Below are 21,327 nucleotides of genomic sequence, written 5' to 3' on the forward strand. Positions count from 1 at the left end.
TTATGTCAGGACGGCGATTCCGTCCAGTTCGACCAGAGCCTCCTCGTCCCACAGCCGGGTCACGCCGATCAGGGCCATCGCCGGGTAGTCGCGCCCCGCCGAGTCGCGCCAGACGCGGCCGAGTTCGGCGGCGTGGGCGCGGTAGTCACCGGGGTCGGTGGCGTAGACCGTGACGCGCACCAGGTTCGCCGGGGAGCCGCCCGCGGCCTCCAGCGCCGTGAGGAGGTTCGCCAGGGCTCGCCGGAACTGCTCCGGCAGCGTTTCGCCGACGATCCGCCCCTCCCCGTCGAGGGCGGTCTGGCCGGCCAGGAAGACCAGGGTGCCGCCGGTGGCGGTCACGGCGTGGCTGAACCCCGACGGCGGGGCCAGCGACTCGGGGTTGACGCGCTCGACGGTCATGGCCGGTACAACTCCTTCGCGATGACGGTGCGCTGGACCTCGCTGGCGCCCTCGTAGATCCTCGGGCTGCGCACCTCGCGGTAGAGGTGCTCCAGCAGATGGCCCCGGCGAAGGGCCCTGGCTCCATGGATCTGCACCGAGGCGTCCACGGCGTACTGCGCGGTCTCGGTGGCGAACAGCTTGGCCATCGCCGCCCTCGCCACGATGTCGGGCTCTCCCGCGTCGTACGCCTCGGCCGCGGACATGACCAGGAGCCGGGCGGCCTCGATCCGGGTGGCCATCTCGGCGAGGGTGTGGCCGACCGCCTGAAGATCCTTCAGGACCCCGCCGAACGCCCTGCGCTCCCCCGCGTGCGCCACGGCCGCGTCGAGCGCCGCCTGTGCCATGCCGACGGCGAATGCCCCCACGCTCGGCCGGAAGAGGTTCAGGGTCCCCATCGCCACCGCGAATCCCCGGTCGGCCTCCCCCAGCAGGTCCTGCGGCCCGACGGGTACGGCGTCCAGGACCAGCCGCCCGATCGGGTGCGGCACGATCATCTCCAGATGCTCGCCCGACAGCCCCGGCCGATCGGCGGGCACGACGAACGCGCTCACGCCTCTGGCGCCCGCACCGGCCGTCGTACGGGCGAAGACCGTGTAGAAGTCCGCCTCGGGCGCGTTGGAGATCCACACCTTCTCACCGCTGAGCCGCCAGCCCCGCCCGTCCCTTTCGGCCGCCAGACCGAGGGCGGCCGCGTCCGAGCCCGCCTCGGGTTCGGTCAGGGCGAAGGCGGGGACCGCGCGACCCGCCGTGACCCGCGGAATCCACCGGGCGACCTGCTCGTCGCTGCCGGCCTGGAGCACCGGGTAGGCGCCGAGCCCCTGGAGCGCCAAGGCGGTCTCCGCCTCCGTGCAGACCCTGGCCAGCGACTCGCGCAGCAGGCACAGGTCGACGGCGGGCGCCGCCCCCTTGTCGGGGAAGACCCGGGCCAGCAGCCCGAGGCGGCCCAGCTCCTCGATGAGGGGGCGGTTGACCTTCCCCGGCTCACCCGCCCGCGCCAGGGGCGCCAGCGCCGACTCCCCCAGCTCCCTCACGTGCGCACACCACTCTCGACGGTCCTGACGGTCCATCGGCACCCCTCGGGTCGGAAGGTCACTGAAGCATTGATATCTCGCACCGTTGACTGTCGTCACCATCACGTTACTGTGTGGGCAGGCTCAGCAAGGCCGGACCAACCCCTCCACCGGACCTGCTCGACTCCGGGTGCCGCCCACCGCGGCCGCCCGGACAAGGGGGCGCAGCGCATGAACGCCATGAAGTTGAACCCGTCCGCCCACCTCGACACCTTCGCGCGCGACAGCCTCCCGCCCGAGGACCAGTGGCCGCGGCTCGTCTTCGACCTCCCGGAGCTGCGCTACCCGGACCGGCTCAACTGCGGTGTGGAGCTGCTGGACCGGGCGGCGGAACGATTCGGCGCCGACCGTCCTTGCCTGCGCACCGCCGATGGCCAGGTGTGGAGCTACGGACAGCTGCGCGAGCGCAGCGACAGGGTGGCGCGGGTGCTGGTGGAGGACATGGGCGTGGTGCCGGGCAACCGGGTGCTTCTGCGCGGCCCCTCCACACCCTGGCTGGTGGCCTCCTGGTTCGCGGTGATGAAGGCCGGGGCGGTGGCGGTCACGGTCCTCGCCGCCCAGCGTGCCCGTGAGCTGTCCACCATCGCCGAGATCGCGGGGGTGCGGCACGCCCTGTGCGACGCGCGGTCCGCCGACGACCTGGCCAAGGCGGGGATCCCGGGCCTGACGACCGTGCTGTTCGGAGGCGAGGGCCCCGACGACCTGGTCCGGCTCGCCGAGGGGGAACCGGACGCCGCCTTCCCGGCGGTGGACACGTCCGCGGACGATGTGTGCCTGATCGCGTTCACCTCCGGCACGACCGGACGGCCCAAGGGCTGTATGCACTTCCACCGGGATGTGCTGGCGATCGCGGACACCTTCTCGCGCCATGTGCTGCGGCCACGCGAGGACGACCTGTTCGCCGGGAGCCCTCCGCTGGGCTTCACCTTCGGGCTCGGCGGCCTGGTGGTCTTCCCGCTGCGGGCCGGGGCCAGCACCCTCCTGCTGGAGCGGGCGAGCCCGGACACACTGCTGGAGGCCGTCGAACGGCACCGGGTGAGCGTGCTGTTCACCGCCCCCACCGCCTACCGGGCCATGCTCGGGCGGCTCGACGGGCACGGCGACGGGAACGACGGGCACGACGTCTCCAGCCTGCGCCGCTGTGTCTCCGCAGGCGAGAACCTGCCCTCCGGCACCTGGCACTCCTGGCACGAGCGGACCGGGCTGCGGATCATCAACGGCATCGGGGCCACCGAGATGCTGCACATCTTCATATCCGCCGCCGACGAGGGCGCGAGACCCGGCGCGACGGGGGTGCCCGTCCCCGGTTACCGGGCGAGGATCGTGGACACCGACGGCCGCGAGGTCCCGGACGGGCAGCCGGGGCTGCTCGCCGTCCAGGGCCCCACCGGCTGCCGCTACCTCGGCGATCCGCGTCAGAGCGAGTACGTGCGCGACGGCTGGAACGTCACCGGCGACACCTACGTCCGGGACTGCGAGGGATACTTCCACTACCAGGCACGGGCCGACGACATGATCATCTCCGCCGGGTACAACATCGCCGGGCCGGAGGTGGAGGAGGCGCTGCTGCGCCACCCGGACGTGCGCGAGGCCGCCGTCGTCGGCAAGCCGGACGAGGAACGCGGCCGCATAGTCAAGGCGTTCGTCGTCCTGCGGGACGGGGTGCGCCGGGACGAGGAGACCGTGCGGGCGCTGCGGGAGTTCGCCAAGGCCGAGATGACGCCGTTCAAATGCCCGCGCGAGATAGCGTTCCTCGACGCCCTGCCCCGCACGGCCACCGGCAAGCTCCAGCGCTTCCGGCTGCGCGATCCGGAGTGACCGGGTGAACGTGCAGCACACGCCGAGCTCAGGGCGACGGTGGAGCCGGCCGGGGCCGCCAGCGGCGGTGGCGCGTGACGGGGGCGCCGTCGCGGATGAGCTGAAGGCGGGGTTTGGGGCCGTCGATGCGTCCGGTCTGCGGCTTGCGGCTGCCCGCCGCGTACTGGACCGGCCACAGGGCGCCCGGCCCGGTGTACCCCTGCTCGGCGGCCGCGTGCAGCGTCCAGTTGGGGTCGTACAGATGGGGCCGGGCCAGGGCGCAGAGGTCCGCACGCCCGGCCAGGACGAGGGAGTTGACGTCGTCGTAGGAGGAGATCGCGCCGACGGCCACGACCGGGACCCCGGCCTCGTTGCGGATCCGGTCGGCGAAGGGGGTCTGGTACGAGCGCCCGTACTCCGGCCGCTCGTCCGGGGTGACCTGACCGGTCGAGACGTCGATCAGATCGGCGCCGTGCGCCGCGAACGCCCTGGCCACCTCGACCGCGTCGTCCGCCGTGAGCCCGCCCTCCGCCCAGTCGGTGGCGGAGATGCGCACACTCACCGGCAGGTCCTTCGGCCACACCTCGCGGACCGCGTCCAGGACCTCCAGTGGAAAGCGCAGCCGGGCGGCGAGTGTTCCTCCGTAGCCGTCGGTGCGCCGGTTGGTCACCGGCGAGACGAAGCTGGAGAGCAGATAGCCATGGGCGCAGTGCAGTTCCAGGAGGTCGAAGCCGGCCCTCGCGCCCATACGTGCCGACTCGGTGAACCGGCGCTTGACCGCGGCGAGCTCGTCGACGGTCAGCTCGTGCGGCACCTGGTTGACGCCCGGCCGGTACGGCAGCGCTGAGGGGGCGACCACCGGCCAGTTGCCCTCGGGCAGCGGCTCGTCGATGCCGTCCCACATCGGTTTCGTGGAGCCCTTGCGCCCCGAGTGGCCCAGTTGGAGGCCTATCGCCGCGCCGCTGCGCTCGTGCACGAAGTCGGTGATCCGGCGCCATGCCCTCTCGTGCTCGGAGGTGTACATCCCTGTGCAGCCGGGCGTGATCCGGCCTTCCGGGCTGACGCAGACCATCTCCGTCATCACCAGGCCGGCGCCGCCGAGGGCACGGGCGCCGAGGTGGACGAGGTGGAAGTCGTCCGGAGTGCCGTCCACGGCCGAGTACATGTCCATGGGTGAGACGACCACGCGGTTGCGCAGGGTGAGTCCGCGCAGGGAGAACGGCGTGAACATCGGCGGTGTGCCGGGAGACGCGCCGAAGGACCGTTCCACCTCCTCGGTGAACCCGGGGTCGCGCAGGCGCAGATTGTCGTGGGTGACCCTGCGGCTGCGGGTGAGGAGGTTGAACGCGAATTGGAGGGGCGGCTGCTCGGCGTACTGGGCGAGGTTCTCGAACCATTCCAGGCTTGCCTGCGCGGCCCGTTGGGTGGAGGCCACGACGGGGCGCCGCTCCTCCTCGTAGGCGGACAGGGCGGCGCCGAGCCCGTCCTGCTCGTGCAGGCAGGCGGCGAGGGCGAGGGCGTCCTCCATGGCGAGCTTAGTGCCGGAGCCGATGGAGAAGTGGGCGGTGTGCGCTGCGTCGCCGAGCAGGACGACATTGCGGTGCCGCCAGGTGTCGTTGCGCACTGTGGTGAAGTCGATCCAGCGGCTGTTGTTGCCGAGCAGGCGGTGGCCGTCGAGGACGTCGGCGAACAGCTTCTCGCAGGCTCCCACGGGGTCGGCCGCGTCCAGTCCGGCGGCCCGCCACACCTCTTCGCGCATCTCCACGATGAAGGTGCTGGCGTCGGCGCTGTAGGGGTAGCCGTGAACCTGCATCAACCCCGCCGCGGTGCGCGCGAAGTGGAAGCGGAAGGCGTCGAGGACCAGGTCGGTGCCGAACCAGATGTATTTGCAGCGGTGGCTCGTCAGCCGCGGTCCGAAGGCGTCCGCGAACGCCCCCCGGGTCGCGCTGTGCACTCCGTCGGCGGCCACCACCAGGTCGTAGGCGCCGGCCAGGTCGTGCGCCCCCGGAGCCTCCTGGCGGAAGCGCAGTTCGACGCGGAGTTCACGGCAGCGCTCCTGGAGGATGGCCAGCAGGCGTTTGCGGCTCATCGCCGCGAAGCCGTGGCCGCCGGAGGTGACGACATGGCCCCGGTGGTGCACGTCGATGTCGTCCCACCGGGCGAACTCCGCCCGCATCCGCGCGTACACGGCCGGATCGGCGTGCTCGATACCGCCCAGCGTCTCGTCGGAGAGCACGACGCCGAAGCCGAAGGTGTCGTCGGGCGCGTTCCGCTCCCACACGGTGATCCGGTGGGCGGGGTTCAACTGCTTCATCAGTGCGGCGAAGTACAGCCCTCCGGGGCCGCCGCCGATGCACGCGATCCGCAACCCTTCGCTCCCTTCAGGTGGCTTTCGGCTTCTGGCCCGGCGCCTTCGGCGGGCGGCGGCCGCGGCGGGCCGCGGCTGCTAGCGCCCTTCCCACTTGGGGTCGCGCCTGGCCTTGAACGCCGCGTGGAACTCCGCGTAGTCGCCGCTCTTCATCAGCAGCGCCTGGGTGACGGCCTCGAGCTCCACCGAGGCGGCCAGCGGCATGTCCAGCTCCTGGGTCAGCAGCGCCTTGGTCTGCTGGTGGGCGAACGCCGGTCCCGTGGCGAGCCGGGCCGCGAGGGCGCCCGTCGCCTCGTCCAGCCCGTCGTCGTCCACCAACTCGCTCACCAGTCCGTACCGGTCCGCCTCCTCGGCGCCGATGGTGTCGCCGAGCATGAGGAGCTTGGTGGCGTTGCCGAGCCCGACCAGGCGCGGCAGCAGGTACGCGGCGCCCATGTCCGCGCCGGCGAGGCCCACCTTGGTGAAGAGGAAGGCGAACCGGGCCGAGCGGGCCACCACCCGGAAGTCCGCGGCCAGCGCCAGCACCGAGCCCGCGCCCGCCGCGATGCCGTGGATCGAGGCGATCACGGGCAGCGGGCACTCGCGCACCGCCTTGACCACCTGGCCGGTCATCCGGGTGAAGTCCAGCAGCTCGTCGGGGCGCATCTCCAGCGTGGCCCCGATGATCTCGTCCACGTCCCCGCCCGAGCAGAAGCCCCGGCCCTGCCCGCGCAGCACCAGCACCCGGGTGTCGCCCCGCTGGGGCAGTTCGAGCAGGAGGTCGCGCAGGTCAGCGTAGGAGTCGAAGGTGAGCGCGTTGAGCTTGTCCGGTCGGTCGAGGGTGACGGTCACGACGCCGCCCTGCCGCTCGAGGCGGAAGTGCCGCCACTCCTCGGTGAACGGGACCGATCCTCGGTAGGGGCTCATGAACGCGAAGGTATCACCGGGACGTGACTGTCGTCACCAGTGCGATATAAGCCTGGCGAACGACGTGCGAGAGCCTTCGACACGGGCGGCGACCGCGTGGAACGCTTCCGCCACCGCTGCACCGAGCGGGAGTCCGGCCCGCTCGGGCTCTGACCCGCCCCTCGGGATGCCGCCACAGCTCGGCGCAGTCAGCGCTCGGCGCGGTCAGACCCCGGTCCGTCACAGCCCGGCGCGGTCACAGCCCGGTTCCGTCACAGCCGGTGCCGTCACAGCCCGGTGCCGTCACAGCCCGGTGCCGTCGTCGGCGAGCGTGGCCACGAGGAGCGCCTTGATGGTGTGGAGCCGGTTCTCCGCCTGGTCGAAGACGACGGAGCGGTCGGACTCGAAGACCTCGTCGGTGACCTCCAGCGAGGTCAGCCCGGTGCGGGCGTGGAGGTCCCGGGCGATGCTGGTGCCCAGGTCGTGGAAGGCCGGAAGGCAGTGCATGAACTTCACATCGGCGTTCCCCGTGGCGCGCAGGACGTCCATGGTGACGGCATAGGGCCGCAGAAGCCCGATGCGCTCGTCCCACACCTCCTTGGGCTCGCCGAGGGAGACCCAGACGTCGGTGTAGACGAAGTCGGCTCCGCGCACCCCGTCCTCCACGTCCTCGGTCAGGGTGACCCGGGCACCGGTCCTCGCGGCGATGACCCGGGCCTGGTCCACGACTTTCTCGTCGGTCCACAGCTGCTCGGGAGCGACGAGGCGGATGTCGAGGCCGAGCATGGCGCCGGCCACGGCGAGGGAGTTGCCCATGTTGCTGCGGGCGTCGCCGAGGTAGGCGAGCGTGACCTCGTCGAGCGGCTTTCCGGCGTGCTCGGAGACGGTGAGCATGTCGGCCAGCATCTGAGTGGGGTGCCAGGCGTCGGTGAGGCCGTTCCACACGGGGACGCCGGCGTATTCGGCCAGTTCCTCCACGACCTCCTGGTCGAAGCCGCGGTACTCGATGCCGTCGTACATCCGGCCGAGGACTCGGGCGGTGTCCCTGGTGGACTCCTTGTGCCCCATCTGGGACCCGGCGGGATCGAGGCAGGTCACGGCCGCGCCCTGGTCGTAGGCGGCGACCTCGAAGGCGCAGCGCGTCCTCGTCGAGGTCTTCTCGAAGATCAACGCGATGTTCCGACCGGTGAGCCGCCGCCGCTCGGTACCGGCACGCTTCTCCGCCTTGAGCCGGGCCGCGAGGTCGATCAGGAAGCGGAAGTCCTCGGGAGTGAAGTCCAGCTCCTTCAGGAAGCTCCGGCGGCGCAGATCGACGGGCATGACTGGTGACTCCTTGCTGCGGAATTACTGAGACCGGAAGTCTATACGATGCTCAGCATTTATATACAGAGCCCCCGGTCTGTCTCATCCCTCGGTCCTCGGGTGCCGAGGGTTCATGTCCTCGGGTGCCGAGGGTTCATGGCACGGGGTCCCGCTCGATGGGACAGCTCATGCAGCGCGGGCCGCCCCTGCCCCGGCCCAGTTCGCTGCCGGGGATCTCGATGACCTCCACCCCGCACTTGCGCAGATGGGTGTTGGTCGTCACATTGCGCTCGTAGGCCACCACGACCCCGGGCTCGATCGCGAGGACATTGCAGCCGTCGTCCCACTGCTCGCGCTCGGCGGAGTGCACATCCTGCGTCGCGGCGAGCACCTTGATCCCGTCCAGTCCCAGCGCGGCGGCGATAGCGCGGTGCATATGCTCCGGCGGGTGGTCGGTGACCTTCAGCTCCTGCTCGCCCGCACCCGGCTCGATGGTGTACGAGCGCAGCATGCCGAGCCCCGCGTACTTGGTGAAGGTGTCCCCGTCCACCATGGTCATCACCGTGTCCAGATGCATCAGATGCCTGGCTTTGGGCATGTCCAGCGCCACGATGCTGCGCGCCGAGCCCTGGCGGAACAACCCCCGCGCCAGCATCTCCACCGCCTGCGGCGTCGTCCGCTCGCTCATGCCGATCAGGACCGCGCCATTGCCGATCACCAGCACATCCCCGCCTTCTATCGTGGACGGGTAGGCGTCCTGGCCCTGCGACCAGATGTTGAAGCCGGCGTCCGCGAAGAGCGGGTGGTGATGGTAGATCGCCTCGAAGTGCACGGTCTCGCGCTGGCGGGCGGGCCAGCGCATGGCGTTGATGCTCACGCCGTCGTAGACCCAGGCCGAGGTGTCGCGGGTGAACAGGTGGTTGGGCAGCGGCGCCAGCAGGAAGTCGTCCAGGTCCATGACGTGGAAGCGCACCGAGGTCGGCTCACCGGCCCGGTCCAGGAACTCCCGCTTGGTCATCCCTCCCACGAGGTGGTCGGTCAGGACGTCGGAGGGCAGTCCGGCGAAGACCTCCCGCAGATGGTCCACCGCCAGCGGTCCGTACTCGTTCTCGTCGAAGACGCGGTCCAGCACGAGATCACGGGCCTTGGGCACATCCATGGCCTCTCTCAGGAGGTCACCGAACAGATGCACCTCGATCCCGCGGTCCCGCAGGACGTCCGCGAACCCGTCGTGCTCGGCGCGGGCCCGCCGCACCCACAGGACGTCGTCGAAGAGCAGCGCGTCCTTGTTCGTGGGAGTGAGCCGCTTCAGCTCCAGATCGGGGCGGTGCAGGATCACCCGGCGCAACCGTCCGGCCTCGGAATCGACGTGGAAACCCATCTGACCATCCTTACCGGGATCGGCTGTGCGCGGGAGACGATCAGGACACGTGTCCCGGGCGGCGGCCGGGGCCGCCGCCCGACTGGACCCTGTCACAAGCGGGGATCGACCGGCTCGGATTCGAGTGCGAGCACGGCGAACACCGCCTCGTGGACCCGCCACAGTGGCTCGCCCGCCGCCAGTCTGTCCAGGGCCTCGAGGCCGAGTGCGTACTCGCGCAGGGCAAGCGAGCGCTTGTGGCCGAGCGAGCGGGACCGCAGCCGTGCCAGGTGCTCGGGCCGGGTGTACTCGGGACCGTAGATGATCCTGAGATACTCCCTGCCACGGCATTTGATCCCCGGCTGCACTATTCCCCGCTCACCACGGGCGAACCCCTGGAGGGGCTTGACCACCATGCCCTCACCGCCCGCGGTGGTCAGGTCGAGCCACCACTTCGTCCCGGCCGCCGTGGAGGCGGGGTCGCCGGTGTCCACCGGCAACCGCGCCGTGCGCATGAGCAGAGGCGGTCTGCCGTCGGTGTGCGCGGCGGCCCGGTCGGCCTCCACCAGCCGGTCGATCCAGGCCAGCTGCTCGTCATGGGGGCCGAGCGCCAGACTGCGCCCGGGGGCCGCCAGGAGCTGGAACGGTGCCAGGCGCACCCCGTCCAGCCCGTCGACCGTCCAGCAGTAGCGCCGGTAGGCATCCCGGAACGCCGACGCGTCCGCCTCCCGCTCACGCTGCCGCTCCAGCAGTCCCGCGACCTCGACTCCGCGCTCCGCGGCAGCCTCCAGGGCGGACAGCGCTGCCGGGAAGACCGCCCGCGCCGCCGCCCCCACGGCCGCGTACTGCTTGCGCAGCAACCCGGACGCCTTGAGCGACCACGGCAGCAACTCGGCGTCGAGCAGGAGCCAGCCGCCGGGGGCGGGCACGGCCGGGGCGGAGCCGGCGGCCGGGGCGGAGCCGGCGGCCGGGGCGGAGCCGGCGGCCGGGGCGGAGCCGGCGGCCGGGGCGGAGCCGGCGGCCGGGGCGCCCCTACCCGGGGAGCCCGGAGCCCGGTCGGCGAGCTCTCCCCAGAGGCCGGCTCCGTCGACCGCCCGGCGAAGGCGCGCCAGAACCTCCTCGGTGACCTCCGCGTCGTCGAAGAACGGTCGGCCGGTGCGCGTGTACACCGCGCCGGTCGTACCGTCCAGGACCCCGAAGCGCTCCCGTGCCGTCTCCGCGTCCCGGCACACGAGCACAACGGCCCGCGAGCCCATGTGCTTCTCCTCGCACACCACCCTGGCCACGCCCTCGGCCCGGAAGGCCTCGAACGCCTCGTCCGGGTACTCCAGGAAGCCGTCCTCCCGCGAGGTGGCGCACGGCGCCATGGTCGGCGGGAGGTACACCAGCCACCGCGGGTCCACGGCGAAGCGGCTCATCACCTCCAGCGCCGCGGCGGCGTTCTCCTCCCGCACGGCAACGCGGCCGTGCCGCGACGTCTCGACCACGCGCCGCCCGGTCACATCGCCCAGGTCGAGGGGGCGCCCTTCGCTTCCCCCGGGCGCGTCCGGCACCAGCGGCCGTACCGGCTCGTACCAGACCTTGCGCGCGGGCACGTCGACCAGCTCACGCTCCGGCCAGCGAAGGGCCGTCATCCGCCCCCCGAAGACGCACCCGGTGTCGAGGCAGATGGTGTTGTTGATCCAGGACGTGCTCGGCACCGGCGTGTGGCCGTAGACCACCGCGGCCCGCCCCCGGTAGTCCTCGGCCCACGGGTAGCGCACGGGCAAGCCGTACTCGTCGGTCTCACCGGTGGTGTCCCCGTACAGGGCGAACGAGCGCACCCTGCCGGAGGTGCGGCCGTGGTACTTCTCCGGCAGACCGGCGTGGCAGACCACCAGCCTGCCGCCGTCGAGCACGTAGTGGCTCACCAGCGACTCGATGAACTCGGCCACCTCCGCCCGGAAACCCTCGCTCTCGACGGCGAGCTGCTCGACGGTCTCGGCGAGACCGTGCGTGTGCTGGACCTTGCGGCCCTTGAGGTAGCGGCCGAGCTTGTTCTCGTGGTTGCCCGGAACACAGAGCGCGTGCCCCTCGGCCACCATGCCCATCACCAGGCGCAGGACTCCTGGGCTGTCCGGCCCCCGGTCCACCAGGTCCCCGACGAACACGGCGGTGCGTCCGCCGGGGTGCCGGGCGCCGACCGCCCGCCGTCGCGCGTCCCGGGTGAACTCGTAGCCGAGGCGGGCGAGAAGCGCCTCCAGCTCCTCCCGGCAGCCGTGGATGTCACCCACGATGTCGAAGGGGCCGGTGAGGTGCCGAAGGTCGTTGTACCGCTTCTCCAGCACGATCTCGGCGGCCTCGACCTGCTCCACGCTCCGCAGGAGGTGGACCTTACGAAAGCCCTCGCGCTGGAGCGAGGCGATCGAGCGGCGCAGCTCGCGTCGCTGGCGCGGCAGCACATGCCCGGGCAGGTCCGCGCGGTCGGGGCGCCCGGCATTGCGCTGCGCGCACACCTTCTCCGGGATGTCGAGCACGATGGCCACGGGCAGCACGTCGTACTCACGGGCCAGCGCCACGAGCCGCCGACGGGACTCCGCCTGGACATTGGTCGCGTCCACGACGGTCAGCCGCCCCGCGGCGAGCCTCTTGCCCGCTACGTAGTGCAGGACCTCGAAGGCGTCCGGCGTCGCCGACTGGTCGTTCTCGTCGTCCGCGACCAGTGCGCGGAAGAAGTCCGAGGACAGGACCTCGGTGGGCGCGAAGTGGCGCAGCGCGAAGGTGGACTTGCCGGATCCGGTGGTGCCGACGAGGACCACGAGGGACAGGTCGGGCACGCCGAGGGCGGTGCGGTCGCTCGTCATCGTGTGCCCTCCTCTCTCTTGGTGACGGGGGTGACGGGGGTGGTGGTGACGGGGGTGGTGGTGACGGTGCTGGACGGTGCGGTCGCGGAGGGTGCGGTCGTGGGTGGTGCGGTCGCGGACGGTGCTGTCGTGGACGCGTCGGAGGCGGGCCGGGTGGTCCCATCCGCCGCGGTACGGGTGAACAGGGCCATCTGCGTGGGCGGTCCTACCTCGGGGTCGTCCGGGCCCACGGGACGCAGCTCGACGCCGTAGCCGTAGCGCCGCCCCACGCGCCTGGCCCAGGCCCCGAACTGCTCGCGGTCCCACTCGAACCGGTGGTCCGCGTGCCGCACGTGCCCCGCGGGCAGGGACTCCCAGCGCACGTTGTACTCGGCGTTGGGCGTCGTGACCACGACCGTCCCCGGACGGGCGGCCTTGAACACCGCGTACTCCAGCGCCGGCAGCCTCGGCAGGTCGACATGCTCGATGACCTCGCTGAGCACCGCGGCGTCGTACCCCTTCAGCCGGGTGTCGGTGTAGGCGAGCGAGCCCTGGATCAGCCGCACCCGTGCCGCCTGCCGCTCCGGCAAACGGTCCAGGCGCAGCCTGCGCGACGCCTCCTTCAGCGCCCGCACGGACACATCCACTCCGACGACCTCGCTGAACCGGCTCTCCTTCAGCATCGCTCCGACCAGCTGCCCCTGCCCGCAGCCGAGGTCGAGCACCCTTCCGGCCCCGGCGTCGCGCAGGGCGTCGAGGATGGCCTCGCGCCTGCGCTGCGCCAGCGGGACCGGCTTCTCCTCCGTGTCGGCCGCCTCGTCCACGGCGTTGTCGAGATCGTCCGCCTCCGTGTCGTCCGCCTCGGCGAGCCGGGCCAGCTCGAGGCGCTCCATCGCCTGCCGGGTCAGCGCCCACCGGCGGGCCAGATACCGGCGGGTGATCAGCGCCTGCTCCGGGTGCTCGTCGAGCCACCCCTCGCCCGCGCGCAGCAGTTTGTCCACCTCGTCCTCCGCGACCCAGTAGTGCTTGGCGTCGTCGAGCACCGGCAGGAGCACATACAGATGGCGCAGGGCGTCGGCGACCCTGGCCCGCCCGCTGAGCACCAGCCGCACATAGCGCGACGGGCCCCACTCGGGGAACCGCTCGTCCAGCACCACGGGTTCGGCCTCGACGGCCCAGCCCAGGGGCTCGAAGAGCCGACGGGCCAGCTCCACCCCGCCCTTGGCGGGCAGCGCGGGCACCTCGATGCTCAGCGGCAGGGCACGCTCGGCGAGTTCGGGACGGGCCTCGCACCGCCCCTTGAGAGCGCTGGCGAACACGGTCCGCAGTGCCACCGCGAGGAGCGACGAGGCGGCGTAGGGGCGGTCGTTGACGTACTGGGCGAGCGCCGAGTCGGGAGCACCGCCGCGGCCCTTGCCCTTCCCCCTGCGCACCAGGGCGACGGGATCGACGTCCAGCAACAGGGCCGCCGTGCACCGCCGCCGCGACGCCTCCGGGTAGAAGACATACGCCTCGCCGTAGGACGTGGAGAACCGCTGCGCCTTCTCCGGATGCTTGTGCAGCACGAATCCCAGGTCGGTGGCCGGACTGCTCTCATCACCCGTTGTGCTTATAGTCAGAAACACATGATCGAGTATCGCCGCCGACAGGTCGGCGCCCCAGCGATTTTCCCTCCGTTCCGTTTCCGGACGCCGGTCTCCCGTCGCCCGCCCGGCGGCGGCGAGCCTCAGAACCCCTCGAGTATCCGGGAATTCACCGGTCCAGCTGTGACTGGACCTCCTGCGAGATCAGCTCCAGGTGGTCCAGGTCGTCGAGGTCGAGGATCTGGAGATAGAAGCGGCTCGCACCGGCCTCGGCATACCGCCCGATCTTGTCCACCACCTCGGCGGGAGATCCGGCCAGCCCGTTCTCCCGCAGCTCGGCGGCATCCCGGCCGATCGCCGCCGCCCGGCGGGCCACCTCGGCGTCGTCCCTGCCCACGCAGGCCACCAGCGCGTTGGAGTACACCAGTTCCTCGGGGCCGCGGCCCCGCTCCTGGACGGCCGCCCGGACACGGGAGAACTGCCGCTTGGTGTCCTCCAGCGAGGCGAAGGGGATGTTGAACTCGTCGGCGTACCGCGCCGCCAGCTCCGGGGTGCGCCTCGCCCCGTGCCCTCCGATGATCACCGGCACCGTGCCCTGGACAGGCTTCGGCAGGGCGGGTGAGTCCTTGAGGTGGTAGTACTTCCCGTCGAAGTCGAAGGTCTCGCCGACGGGGGTGCGCCACAGCCCCGTCACGATCGCGAGCTGTTCCTCCAGCCGTCCGAACTTCGCCTTGGGGAAGGGGATCCCGTATGCGGTGTGCTCCTCCTCGTACCACCCCGCTCCAATTCCCAGCTCGACGCGGCCGCCCGACATCTGGTCCGCCTGCGCCACGGTGATGGCCAGCACTCCGGGGAGGCGGAAGGTGCCCGCGGTCATCAGCGTGCCCAGCTTGATCCGCTCGGTCTCCCGGGCGAGCCCGGCCAGGGTGATCCAGGCGTCCGTCGGGCCGGGGAGCCCGTCCGCGGCGCCCATCCGCAGATAGTGGTCCGAGCGGAAGAAGGCATCGAATCCCAGGGATTCGGTCGCCTTGGCCACGGCGAGAAGGGTGTCGTAGGAAGCGCCCTGCTGGGGCTCGGTGAAGATTCGAAGGTCCATGCCTCCCATCCTGCCCCGTCATCCGAGCACTCCATCCACACGGGTCCGCGCGCCGCCGGTCTCCACACGAGGTCGCGCGCCGTCCGCAGCCTCCGCACCGCTTCGCGAGCCACCGTCCTCGGCCGCCGACTCCTCCCCCGGCACACCGGGGTCGCCCAGCAGCCGGAGCAGGTCGGCCAGCCGGTCCTTGGAGTCGTCCGCCGCGTCCACCGCGTCGATGCACTGCCAGTACACCGGCTCGTCCTCCACCGAGCAGGCGACACCGACCAGTGCCACCCCGGCCTCGTCCAGGAGCGCGCGCAGCGCCCGCAGTACGGCGGGGGGATCCTTCACCCCCGTGAGCCCCAGCGCCCTGACTCTGCCCACCCCGGTGCCCGGGTGGTGCAGCGAGCCGCATGCCTTGCTGCCCGCCTCGGACAGCGCGAACGCCGCCGCCTGTGTGCCGATCCGCCCGTGCACGGCCAGATGGCTTCCGACCGCCTCCACCAGGGCCTGCGCCTGCCATGCCTCGGCGACGACGTCCTGCACACCGCGCGCCTGCGCCAGCGCGTGCCGGCCCGCCTCCACAAGCCTCAATGCGTCCATGGGCTTTCCTTCCCCCGTGTCCTTCTCCGGCAACTGCTCTCCGGCAACCGCCCTCCAGCAACTGCTGTCGGAGCAACTGCCCTCCGGCGATTGCTCTCCGGCGTTTCCCGCCGGTGCCAACACTGACGGATCCGGACGCGACGAAAAAGCCTCGCCCGCGGATCTGTGGACAACTCCCCACCTGGGGAAAGAACCATCACTCGAACGGGTGGGAGTTCAGCGTGGCGCTGCCGTCACGGCGTCGGGAAGCGCCTTTCGTTCCGCTCGATCTTCGCGGTCAGCGCCTTCAGCGGATCGACTCCCAGCACCTCGCAGAACTGGAGCAGATACGCCAGGACATCAGCGACCTCGTCCTCCACCCGCCGGGCCGACTCCGGCGACTCCATGACCCGCGCGGACTCCTCCGGAGTGAGCCACTGGAAGATCTCCAGCAGCTCGGACGCCTCCACGCTCAGAGCCGAGGCCAGGTTCTTCGGTGTGTGGTAGGGCTGCCAGTCGCGGGCATCCGCGAATTCGGCCAGCCGTTGCCGCAAGTGGTTCAGATCTTCGCTCACCGCACCTGTCTACCGCAGGGACCGCGGACCGCGGCGACCGCGGGGAACCGCGGGGAACCGCGGGGAACCGCGGGGACCGCGTGCACTACCCCAGTGGCAGGGAGGCGAGCGTCACCCCCGGCAGGTCCTCCACCCAAGTCCCCGCGTGCGCGGTCGCCACCACCCGCACATGGCCGCGCTCGCACATCCGCCCGGCGAGTGCGAGGAGTTCACGCACCTGGCGGCGGTCCAGGCCCCGGTCCACGTCGTGGGCGAGCACCGTCAGCAGTTGCAGCGCGTCCGGGACCTCGGCCACGTCCATCGCCAGGATTCCCGGCCCGGTCAGCAGGACCAGCGCGAAGGCCAGCGCTCTCAGCTCACCCTCACCCATCAGTTCCACGGGCATCAGTCCCAGCCGTCCCCGGTCCACGGCCGCCATGACGTTCCCCGACTCACCGCGCACCGCCGTCACCCGCTCGACCGGGTAAGGGCACAGCGCCCTCATGGCGTCGCCCAGCAGACCGTGGCGGATCCGGCACTCGTTCTCGGTACGGCCCACGACCGCGGAGACATTGCGCGCGCTCGGGTGCAGAAGCCCGTCGCGGGCGGCCACCCAGCCGCGCATCGCGCCCGGCGCCGGATCGACGCCGAAGACCCCGCGCAGGCCCACCACCAGTTGCTCCGCCGCGTCCAGCACCAGCCGCTGCCCCTGCGTCTTCCCGGCCACCCGCAGCGGCAGCAGTGCCGAGGCCAGCCGGTCGTCCGGCAGGGGCGCCCTGGTGACGGGGACCAGACCGGCCGTGTGCCAGGCCGCCTGGACCGACCGGCGTCGGGGGTCCCGCAGCGCCGTCTCCAGCAGCACCTCCCCCGCTCCGGTCATCCGTTCTCCGACGATTCTCAGCTCCGGTTCGACCTGGACGGCCAACTCCAGCCGCACGGGGCCCAGCCTGCCGTCGACCGTGCAGCCGATCCGGATCCCCCGCCGCCCCTGCACGTCCGCCCCGACGCCCAGCGGTACGCACGCCGCGGCCCCTCCGCGCACCCCGCGCAACGCGTCCGATACCGTCTCACCGTTCGCCAACTGCCCCAGTACGGCGAGTGCTTCGAGCGCGTTGGACTTGCCCGCACCCGCCCCACCGGCGAGCACCGTCAAAGGCCCCAGGCGCAGCCGTGCCCCTCGGAAGGACTTGAAGGACGACAACCGCAACTCGGTGACCGCAGGACGCGCGCACTCCCCATTCATGTTCGGCAGCCAAGCGCACGAATTTCAGCCGAAGCGTTACGTCACGCGGTAGTTCGCCCGTACCGGGGAATGCTGAGATCCGGCTCCGAGGCCATTCATCCGCTCGCGCGGGAACGCAGGGAAATGAGGAGAGACGCACGATGGAATCCGCGACCACTGCGGGCAAGGCCCCCGCGGCCCCCTACACAACAGAGGTCGCCCCCGGCGTCCACGCCTTTGTGCAGCCGGACGGCGGCTGGTGCCTGAACAACGCGGGTTTCGTCACCGGCTCCGGCGCCACGATCCTCATCGACACCGCCGCCACCGTCGCCCGTGCGGAGCACCTGCGTGACACCGTCGCGGCCGCCGGGGCTCCGGCGCCCCGCCTCGTGATCAACACCCACTACCACGGCGACCACACGTACGGTAACTGCGTCTTCACTCCCGAGGCGACCGTCGTCGGGCACGCGGGCTGCCGCCGCGAGGTGATCGCGGCCGGCCTGGACCTGCCCGGCCTGTGGCCGAATGTCACCTGGGGCGATGTACGGGTCAGCCCGCCCACCGTCACGTACACCGACCGGCTCGTCCTGCACGCGGGCGAGACCGAGGTCGAGCTGATCCACCCGGGCGAGGCGCACACCACGGGCGACTCCATCGTCTGGATCCCCGAGCACCGCGTCGTCTTCACCGGGGACCTGGTCTTCTCCGGTGGAACGCCGTTCGTCCTGATGGGGACGGTCGAGGGCTCGCTGCGGGCACTGGACCAGCTGCGCGAGCTCGGTGCCACGACCGTCGTTCCCGGCCACGGCCCGCTGTGCGGACCGGAGGTGTACGACACGTGCGAACGCTATCTGCGGTTCGTCACGGAGCTGGCGGCCCGAGGCCACGCCCGGGGGCGCGCTCCGCTGGATGTGGCCCTGGAGACCGACCTCGGGGAGTTCGCCGCCCTGGGGGAGCGGGAGAGGCTCGTGGGCAATCTCCACCGCGCCTACGCCGAGCTCGACGGGCTGCCCCCGGGCGCGCCCATCGACTACATCGCGGCGATCACGGACATGGCGGCGTTCTCGGGCGGCGACATCCCCTGCCGCGCCTGATCCGCGTTGCTGAGCCCGCGAGGGTGGGGCGGGCCAGGGGTGGCCCGGTTCGGCATCCCGGCATGCCATTGACTAGCGTGCGGGGTGTGACCACTGACAACACCGCCCCCCGCAAGGCAGGTGCCAGCGCTTCCGGTCTCGCCACCGTGGCAGCCGACGGCACCGTTCTCGACACCTGGTTCCCCGCTCCGTCCCTGGTCGAACAGCCGGGGCCGGCCGGCACTGTCCGCCTGACGGCCGAGGAAGCCGCCTCGGAGCTCGGCGAGGCCGCCTCCCGCGCGCTGCGCAAGGACCCGCGCCGTGACGTCGAGATCGTGGCGGTCCGCACCGTCATCTCCTCCCTCGACGACAAGCCGCTGGACGCGCACGACGCCTACCTGCGACTGCATCTGCTCAGCCACCGCCTGGTGCGGCCGAACGGCCAGAGCCTGGAGGGGCTGTTCGGCCTCCTGGCCAATGTGGCCTGGACGAGCATCGGACCGTGCCCGGTCGACCGGCTCGAGCAGGCCCGCCTGCTCGCCCGCGCCGAGGGACTGCACCTGTCGGTGTACGGCGTGGACAAGTTCCCGCGCATGACGGACTACGTGGCACCCTCCGGTGTACGGATCGCGGACGCCGACCGGGTCCGTCTGGGTGCCCATCTGGCTTCCGGCACCACGGTCATGCACGAGGGCTTCTGCAACTTCAACGCGGGCACCCTCGGCACCTCCATGGTCGAGGGCCGCATCAGCCAGGGCGTCGTGATCGGCGACGGCTCCGACGTGGGCGGCGGCGCCTCGATCATGGGCACCCTCTCGGGCGGCGGCAAGGCGATCGTCTCGGTCGGCGAGCGCTGCCTGCTCGGCGCCGAGTCCGGCATCGGCATCTCGCTGGGTGACGACTGCATCGTGGAGGCGGGCCTCTACGTCACCGCGGGCACCCGGGTGACCACCCCGGACGGCAAGGTGGCCAAGGCGGCCGAGCTGTCCGGCCAGTCCAACCTGCTCTTCCGCCGCAACTCCCAGTCCGGCACGGTCGAGGTCCTGACCCGCTCGGGCTCCTGGGGCGGCCTGAACGCGGACCTGCACAGCCACAACTGAGCCAACGAGTCGGCACGACCGCTCCGGCCCCGCCCCCGCCGCGTGCGGGTGGCGGGGCCGGTCGTCGTTGCGGACCGGGAAGACCGCGGTGCGCCGCCAACGGCGCCGATCGCGGTGCCCGCGAAAAAGCGGCGATGGCGGTGCCCGCGCCGACCGCGCGCCGACCGCCATCCTTCGGCGGCGGCCTCGCGCCCCTCGCTCAGTGCGACGCCCCGCGCCACCCCCGGGGGTCGACGCCGCCGGGCACCGGCGCCGCGGGAGCGTACGGCTTGCGGGTGAAGACGAAGGTGCCCAGGTCGAGGTGGCCGACCCGGCCGTCGGGGCTTTGGACCACCCGCAGCACCTCCCCCGCGTAGTAGCCGTCGAGCCCGGTCCAGGTGCCGTCCGGCTCGGCGCGGAAGCGCGAACCGCGTCCCTTGCCGTCCATGGGTTGCAGCTCGAGGCTGCGGTCGGCCTTGAGCCGCAGGACGAATGGGCTCGCGCCCCAGTACCAGGGACCGGTCAGGTCCAGCAGCCGGGTGTCCACGTCCTCCAGCGGCCGCCACTCCTCGGGGATGCGCGGCTCGCGTTCGGCGACGACGGCCACCAGGTCGGCGGCGAGCGCCGCGGCCGCGAGCCCCGACGTCGCATTCGCCAGCGCGATCCCGGCGAGCCCGTCCGCCGTGCTCAGCCACAGCGTCGCCACGAATCCGGGCATGGAGCCGCTGTGCCCCACGAGCTGCCGCCCGTCCACGCAGGTGGTCTGCAGACCGAGGCCGTACCCGGAGGCCGGGGTGCCGGGGTCGGACGGGGCGGCGGGTTCCCGCATCCGCGCCACCGTGTCGGCGGACAGCACATCCGGGTGCCCGGCGGCGAGGAAGGCGGCCCATCGGCTCAGATCCTCGGCCGTGGACCACAGCTGCCCCGCCGGGGCCATCCGACCCGTCTCCTGCACGGCCTCGGCCAGCAGGACGTCCGCCCATGGGTGAACGGCCCACCCCTCGGCGTGCGGGGGCCGGGGCTTGAGCGAGGTCCGCCGCATCCCGAGCGGTTCCAGGACCTCGCGGCGCAGCACGCCGGCCCAGTCCTCGCCGCGTACGTGTTCCACGAGCGCTCCCAGCAGGGCGTAACCCGGGTTGGAGTAGTGGAACCGCCGTCCCGCAGGGTGGGGCGCCGGGCCTTCGGGGACGACGTCCTCCAGCCGGGGCCGCAGCTCCCCCGGGGTGCGCTCCCACCAGGGCCCCGGCGCTTCGGCCGCGAGCCCCGAGGTGTGGGAGAGCAGTTGGTGCGCGGTCGCCCGGCCCACTCCGTCCCTCAGCTTTGCGCCGGTGTCGGGCAGATACCTCACGACGGGCTCGGCGAGGTCCACCAGTCCTTCGTCACGCAGCCGCATCACCATCACGGCGACGAAGGTCTTCGTCAGTGATCCGATGCGGAACTGCGTGTCCCCGGTCGGCCGCTGCCCGTGGACCGTTCCCCGGGCGTCCAGCCAGACGGGACGTCCGTCGCGGACGACGGCTCCGACCAGTGCGGGGGCGCGCCCCTCGGCCTGAACGGTGGCGATCCTGTGCAGCAGGGCTCGGCGGGTCTCGGGCAAGAGCTCTTCCATGGCCCCCGATCATGGCAGCCGCGGACGGCGCCCGGCGACGGCGAGCCCACGGGGCCTTGGCGAGCTCGCCGGGCCACGGACAGCAGAGTGCGGTGATGGGTCGGAGTGTCGATCTCGTCGAGGAGGGCGGTGGCCAGGTCAGCGTGCGGGATACGGCCCACGCCCTCGGCGTGGGCGAGGAGCGTCGTACCCCCGGTCCGGTAGCGGCCGGTACGCGGGGCCCGCCGCATCAGTTCCATCGGATTCCATCGGAGGGACTACGGCCGGCCGGTCAACGCCGGCCCCGAAGCGGTGAGCACGCCGAGCTCGGTCACGTCGGACTTGGTTCACGTCGGACTTGGTCGGACTTGGTCGGACTTGGTCACGGCGAGCTCGCTCACGTCGAGCTCGGCCACGTGTGCCCGGACGGTGGCCACGGGGGTGCCGGTCACTTCACCGGTTGCTTCAACGGTGTCGGGCGCCCGCTCCGGGGAATCGGAGCGCTGTCGGTGGGCTGGGTTAT

At 71.9% G+C, this 21,327-nt stretch carries 16 protein-coding genes; 3 read left to right on the forward strand and 13 right to left on the reverse strand.

Annotated features, from left to right (window positions below; genetic code table 11):
• The gene (locus tag IEY86_RS18975; protein WP_189132941.1) at positions 1 to 399 is read right to left on the reverse strand and encodes a RidA family protein; all 399 of its coding nucleotides are present in this window, start codon (positions 397 to 399) and stop codon (positions 1 to 3) included.
• Positions 396 to 1,508: an acyl-CoA dehydrogenase family protein gene (locus tag IEY86_RS18980; protein WP_189132942.1), complete on the reverse strand. Its 1,113-nt coding sequence runs from the start codon at positions 1,506 to 1,508 to the stop codon at positions 396 to 398. Before IEY86_RS18980 ends, IEY86_RS18975 begins: the two co-directional genes overlap by 4 nt.
• A 183-nt stretch (positions 1,509 to 1,691) precedes the next feature.
• On the opposite strand from IEY86_RS18980, the gene IEY86_RS18985 reads away from it, so the two are divergent.
• On the forward strand, positions 1,692 to 3,329 hold the full coding sequence (locus IEY86_RS18985) for an AMP-binding protein (protein WP_189133084.1): 1,638 nt from the start codon (positions 1,692 to 1,694) through the stop codon (positions 3,327 to 3,329).
• A 28-nt stretch (positions 3,330 to 3,357) separates the two neighbouring features.
• On the opposite strand, the gene IEY86_RS18990 is transcribed toward IEY86_RS18985, so the two are convergent.
• The 10 genes from IEY86_RS18990 to IEY86_RS19035 all read right to left on the reverse strand — a co-directional run bounded on the left by IEY86_RS18990 (position 3,358) and on the right by IEY86_RS19035 (position 17,085).
• Positions 3,358 to 5,676, reverse strand: a complete 2,319-nt coding sequence (locus tag IEY86_RS18990; protein ID WP_189132943.1) for a bifunctional salicylyl-CoA 5-hydroxylase/oxidoreductase — start codon at positions 5,674 to 5,676, stop codon at positions 3,358 to 3,360.
• A gap of 78 nt (positions 5,677 to 5,754) precedes the next feature.
• Positions 5,755 to 6,582: an enoyl-CoA hydratase family protein gene (locus IEY86_RS18995; RefSeq protein WP_189132944.1), complete on the reverse strand. Its 828-nt coding sequence runs from the start codon at positions 6,580 to 6,582 to the stop codon at positions 5,755 to 5,757.
• 282 nt (positions 6,583 to 6,864) lie between these two features.
• Complete coding sequence (gene argF, locus IEY86_RS19000; protein ID WP_189132945.1) at positions 6,865 to 7,881, reverse strand: ornithine carbamoyltransferase; 1,017 nt, start codon at positions 7,879 to 7,881, stop codon at positions 6,865 to 6,867.
• A 136-nt stretch (positions 7,882 to 8,017) separates the two neighbouring features.
• A complete protein-coding gene (locus tag IEY86_RS19005) occupies positions 8,018 to 9,244 on the reverse strand; it encodes an arginine deiminase (protein WP_189132946.1) in 1,227 nt (408 codons plus the stop codon).
• A gap of 92 nt (positions 9,245 to 9,336) precedes the next feature.
• The gene (locus tag IEY86_RS19010; RefSeq protein WP_189132947.1) at positions 9,337 to 12,066 is read right to left on the reverse strand and encodes a polynucleotide kinase-phosphatase; all 2,730 of its coding nucleotides are present in this window, start codon (positions 12,064 to 12,066) and stop codon (positions 9,337 to 9,339) included.
• Entirely contained in the window at positions 12,063 to 13,670 is a 1,608-nt protein-coding gene (locus IEY86_RS19015) for a 3' terminal RNA ribose 2'-O-methyltransferase Hen1 (RefSeq protein ID WP_189132948.1), read from the reverse strand. The genes IEY86_RS19010 and IEY86_RS19015 overlap by 4 nt, the downstream gene beginning before the upstream one ends.
• A gap of 127 nt (positions 13,671 to 13,797) precedes the next feature.
• Positions 13,798 to 14,724, reverse strand: a complete 927-nt coding sequence (locus IEY86_RS19020) for an LLM class F420-dependent oxidoreductase (RefSeq protein WP_189132949.1) — start codon at positions 14,722 to 14,724, stop codon at positions 13,798 to 13,800.
• An 18-nt stretch (positions 14,725 to 14,742) separates the two neighbouring features.
• Entirely contained in the window at positions 14,743 to 15,309 is a 567-nt protein-coding gene (locus IEY86_RS19025; protein ID WP_189132950.1) for a DUF6099 family protein, read from the reverse strand.
• 233 nt (positions 15,310 to 15,542) lie between these two features.
• Complete coding sequence (locus IEY86_RS19030) at positions 15,543 to 15,863, reverse strand: nucleotide pyrophosphohydrolase (RefSeq protein WP_189132951.1); 321 nt, start codon at positions 15,861 to 15,863, stop codon at positions 15,543 to 15,545.
• 85 nt (positions 15,864 to 15,948) lie between these two features.
• Positions 15,949 to 17,085, reverse strand: a complete 1,137-nt coding sequence (locus IEY86_RS19035; RefSeq protein WP_189132952.1) for an AAA family ATPase — start codon at positions 17,083 to 17,085, stop codon at positions 15,949 to 15,951.
• A 140-nt stretch (positions 17,086 to 17,225) separates the two neighbouring features.
• Between IEY86_RS19035 and IEY86_RS19040 the strand changes: the two genes are divergently transcribed.
• Together IEY86_RS19040 and dapD are read left to right on the forward strand one after the other, a co-directional pair.
• The gene (locus tag IEY86_RS19040) at positions 17,226 to 18,158 is read left to right on the forward strand and encodes an MBL fold metallo-hydrolase (RefSeq protein WP_189132953.1); all 933 of its coding nucleotides are present in this window, start codon (positions 17,226 to 17,228) and stop codon (positions 18,156 to 18,158) included.
• A gap of 62 nt (positions 18,159 to 18,220) precedes the next feature.
• Positions 18,221 to 19,237: a 2,3,4,5-tetrahydropyridine-2,6-dicarboxylate N-succinyltransferase gene (gene dapD, locus IEY86_RS19045; protein WP_189132954.1), complete on the forward strand. Its 1,017-nt coding sequence runs from the start codon at positions 18,221 to 18,223 to the stop codon at positions 19,235 to 19,237.
• Positions 19,238 to 19,436: 199 nt separating this feature from the next.
• On the opposite strand, the gene IEY86_RS19050 is transcribed toward dapD, so the two are convergent.
• Positions 19,437 to 20,825: a serine hydrolase domain-containing protein gene (locus tag IEY86_RS19050; protein WP_189132955.1), complete on the reverse strand. Its 1,389-nt coding sequence runs from the start codon at positions 20,823 to 20,825 to the stop codon at positions 19,437 to 19,439.
• Positions 20,826 to 21,327: the final 502 nt, after the last annotated feature.

Origin of the sequence: Wenjunlia tyrosinilytica (genome assembly GCF_014646055.1) — a bacterium.
Lineage (GTDB): Bacteria > Actinomycetota > Actinomycetes > Streptomycetales > Streptomycetaceae > Wenjunlia > Wenjunlia tyrosinilytica.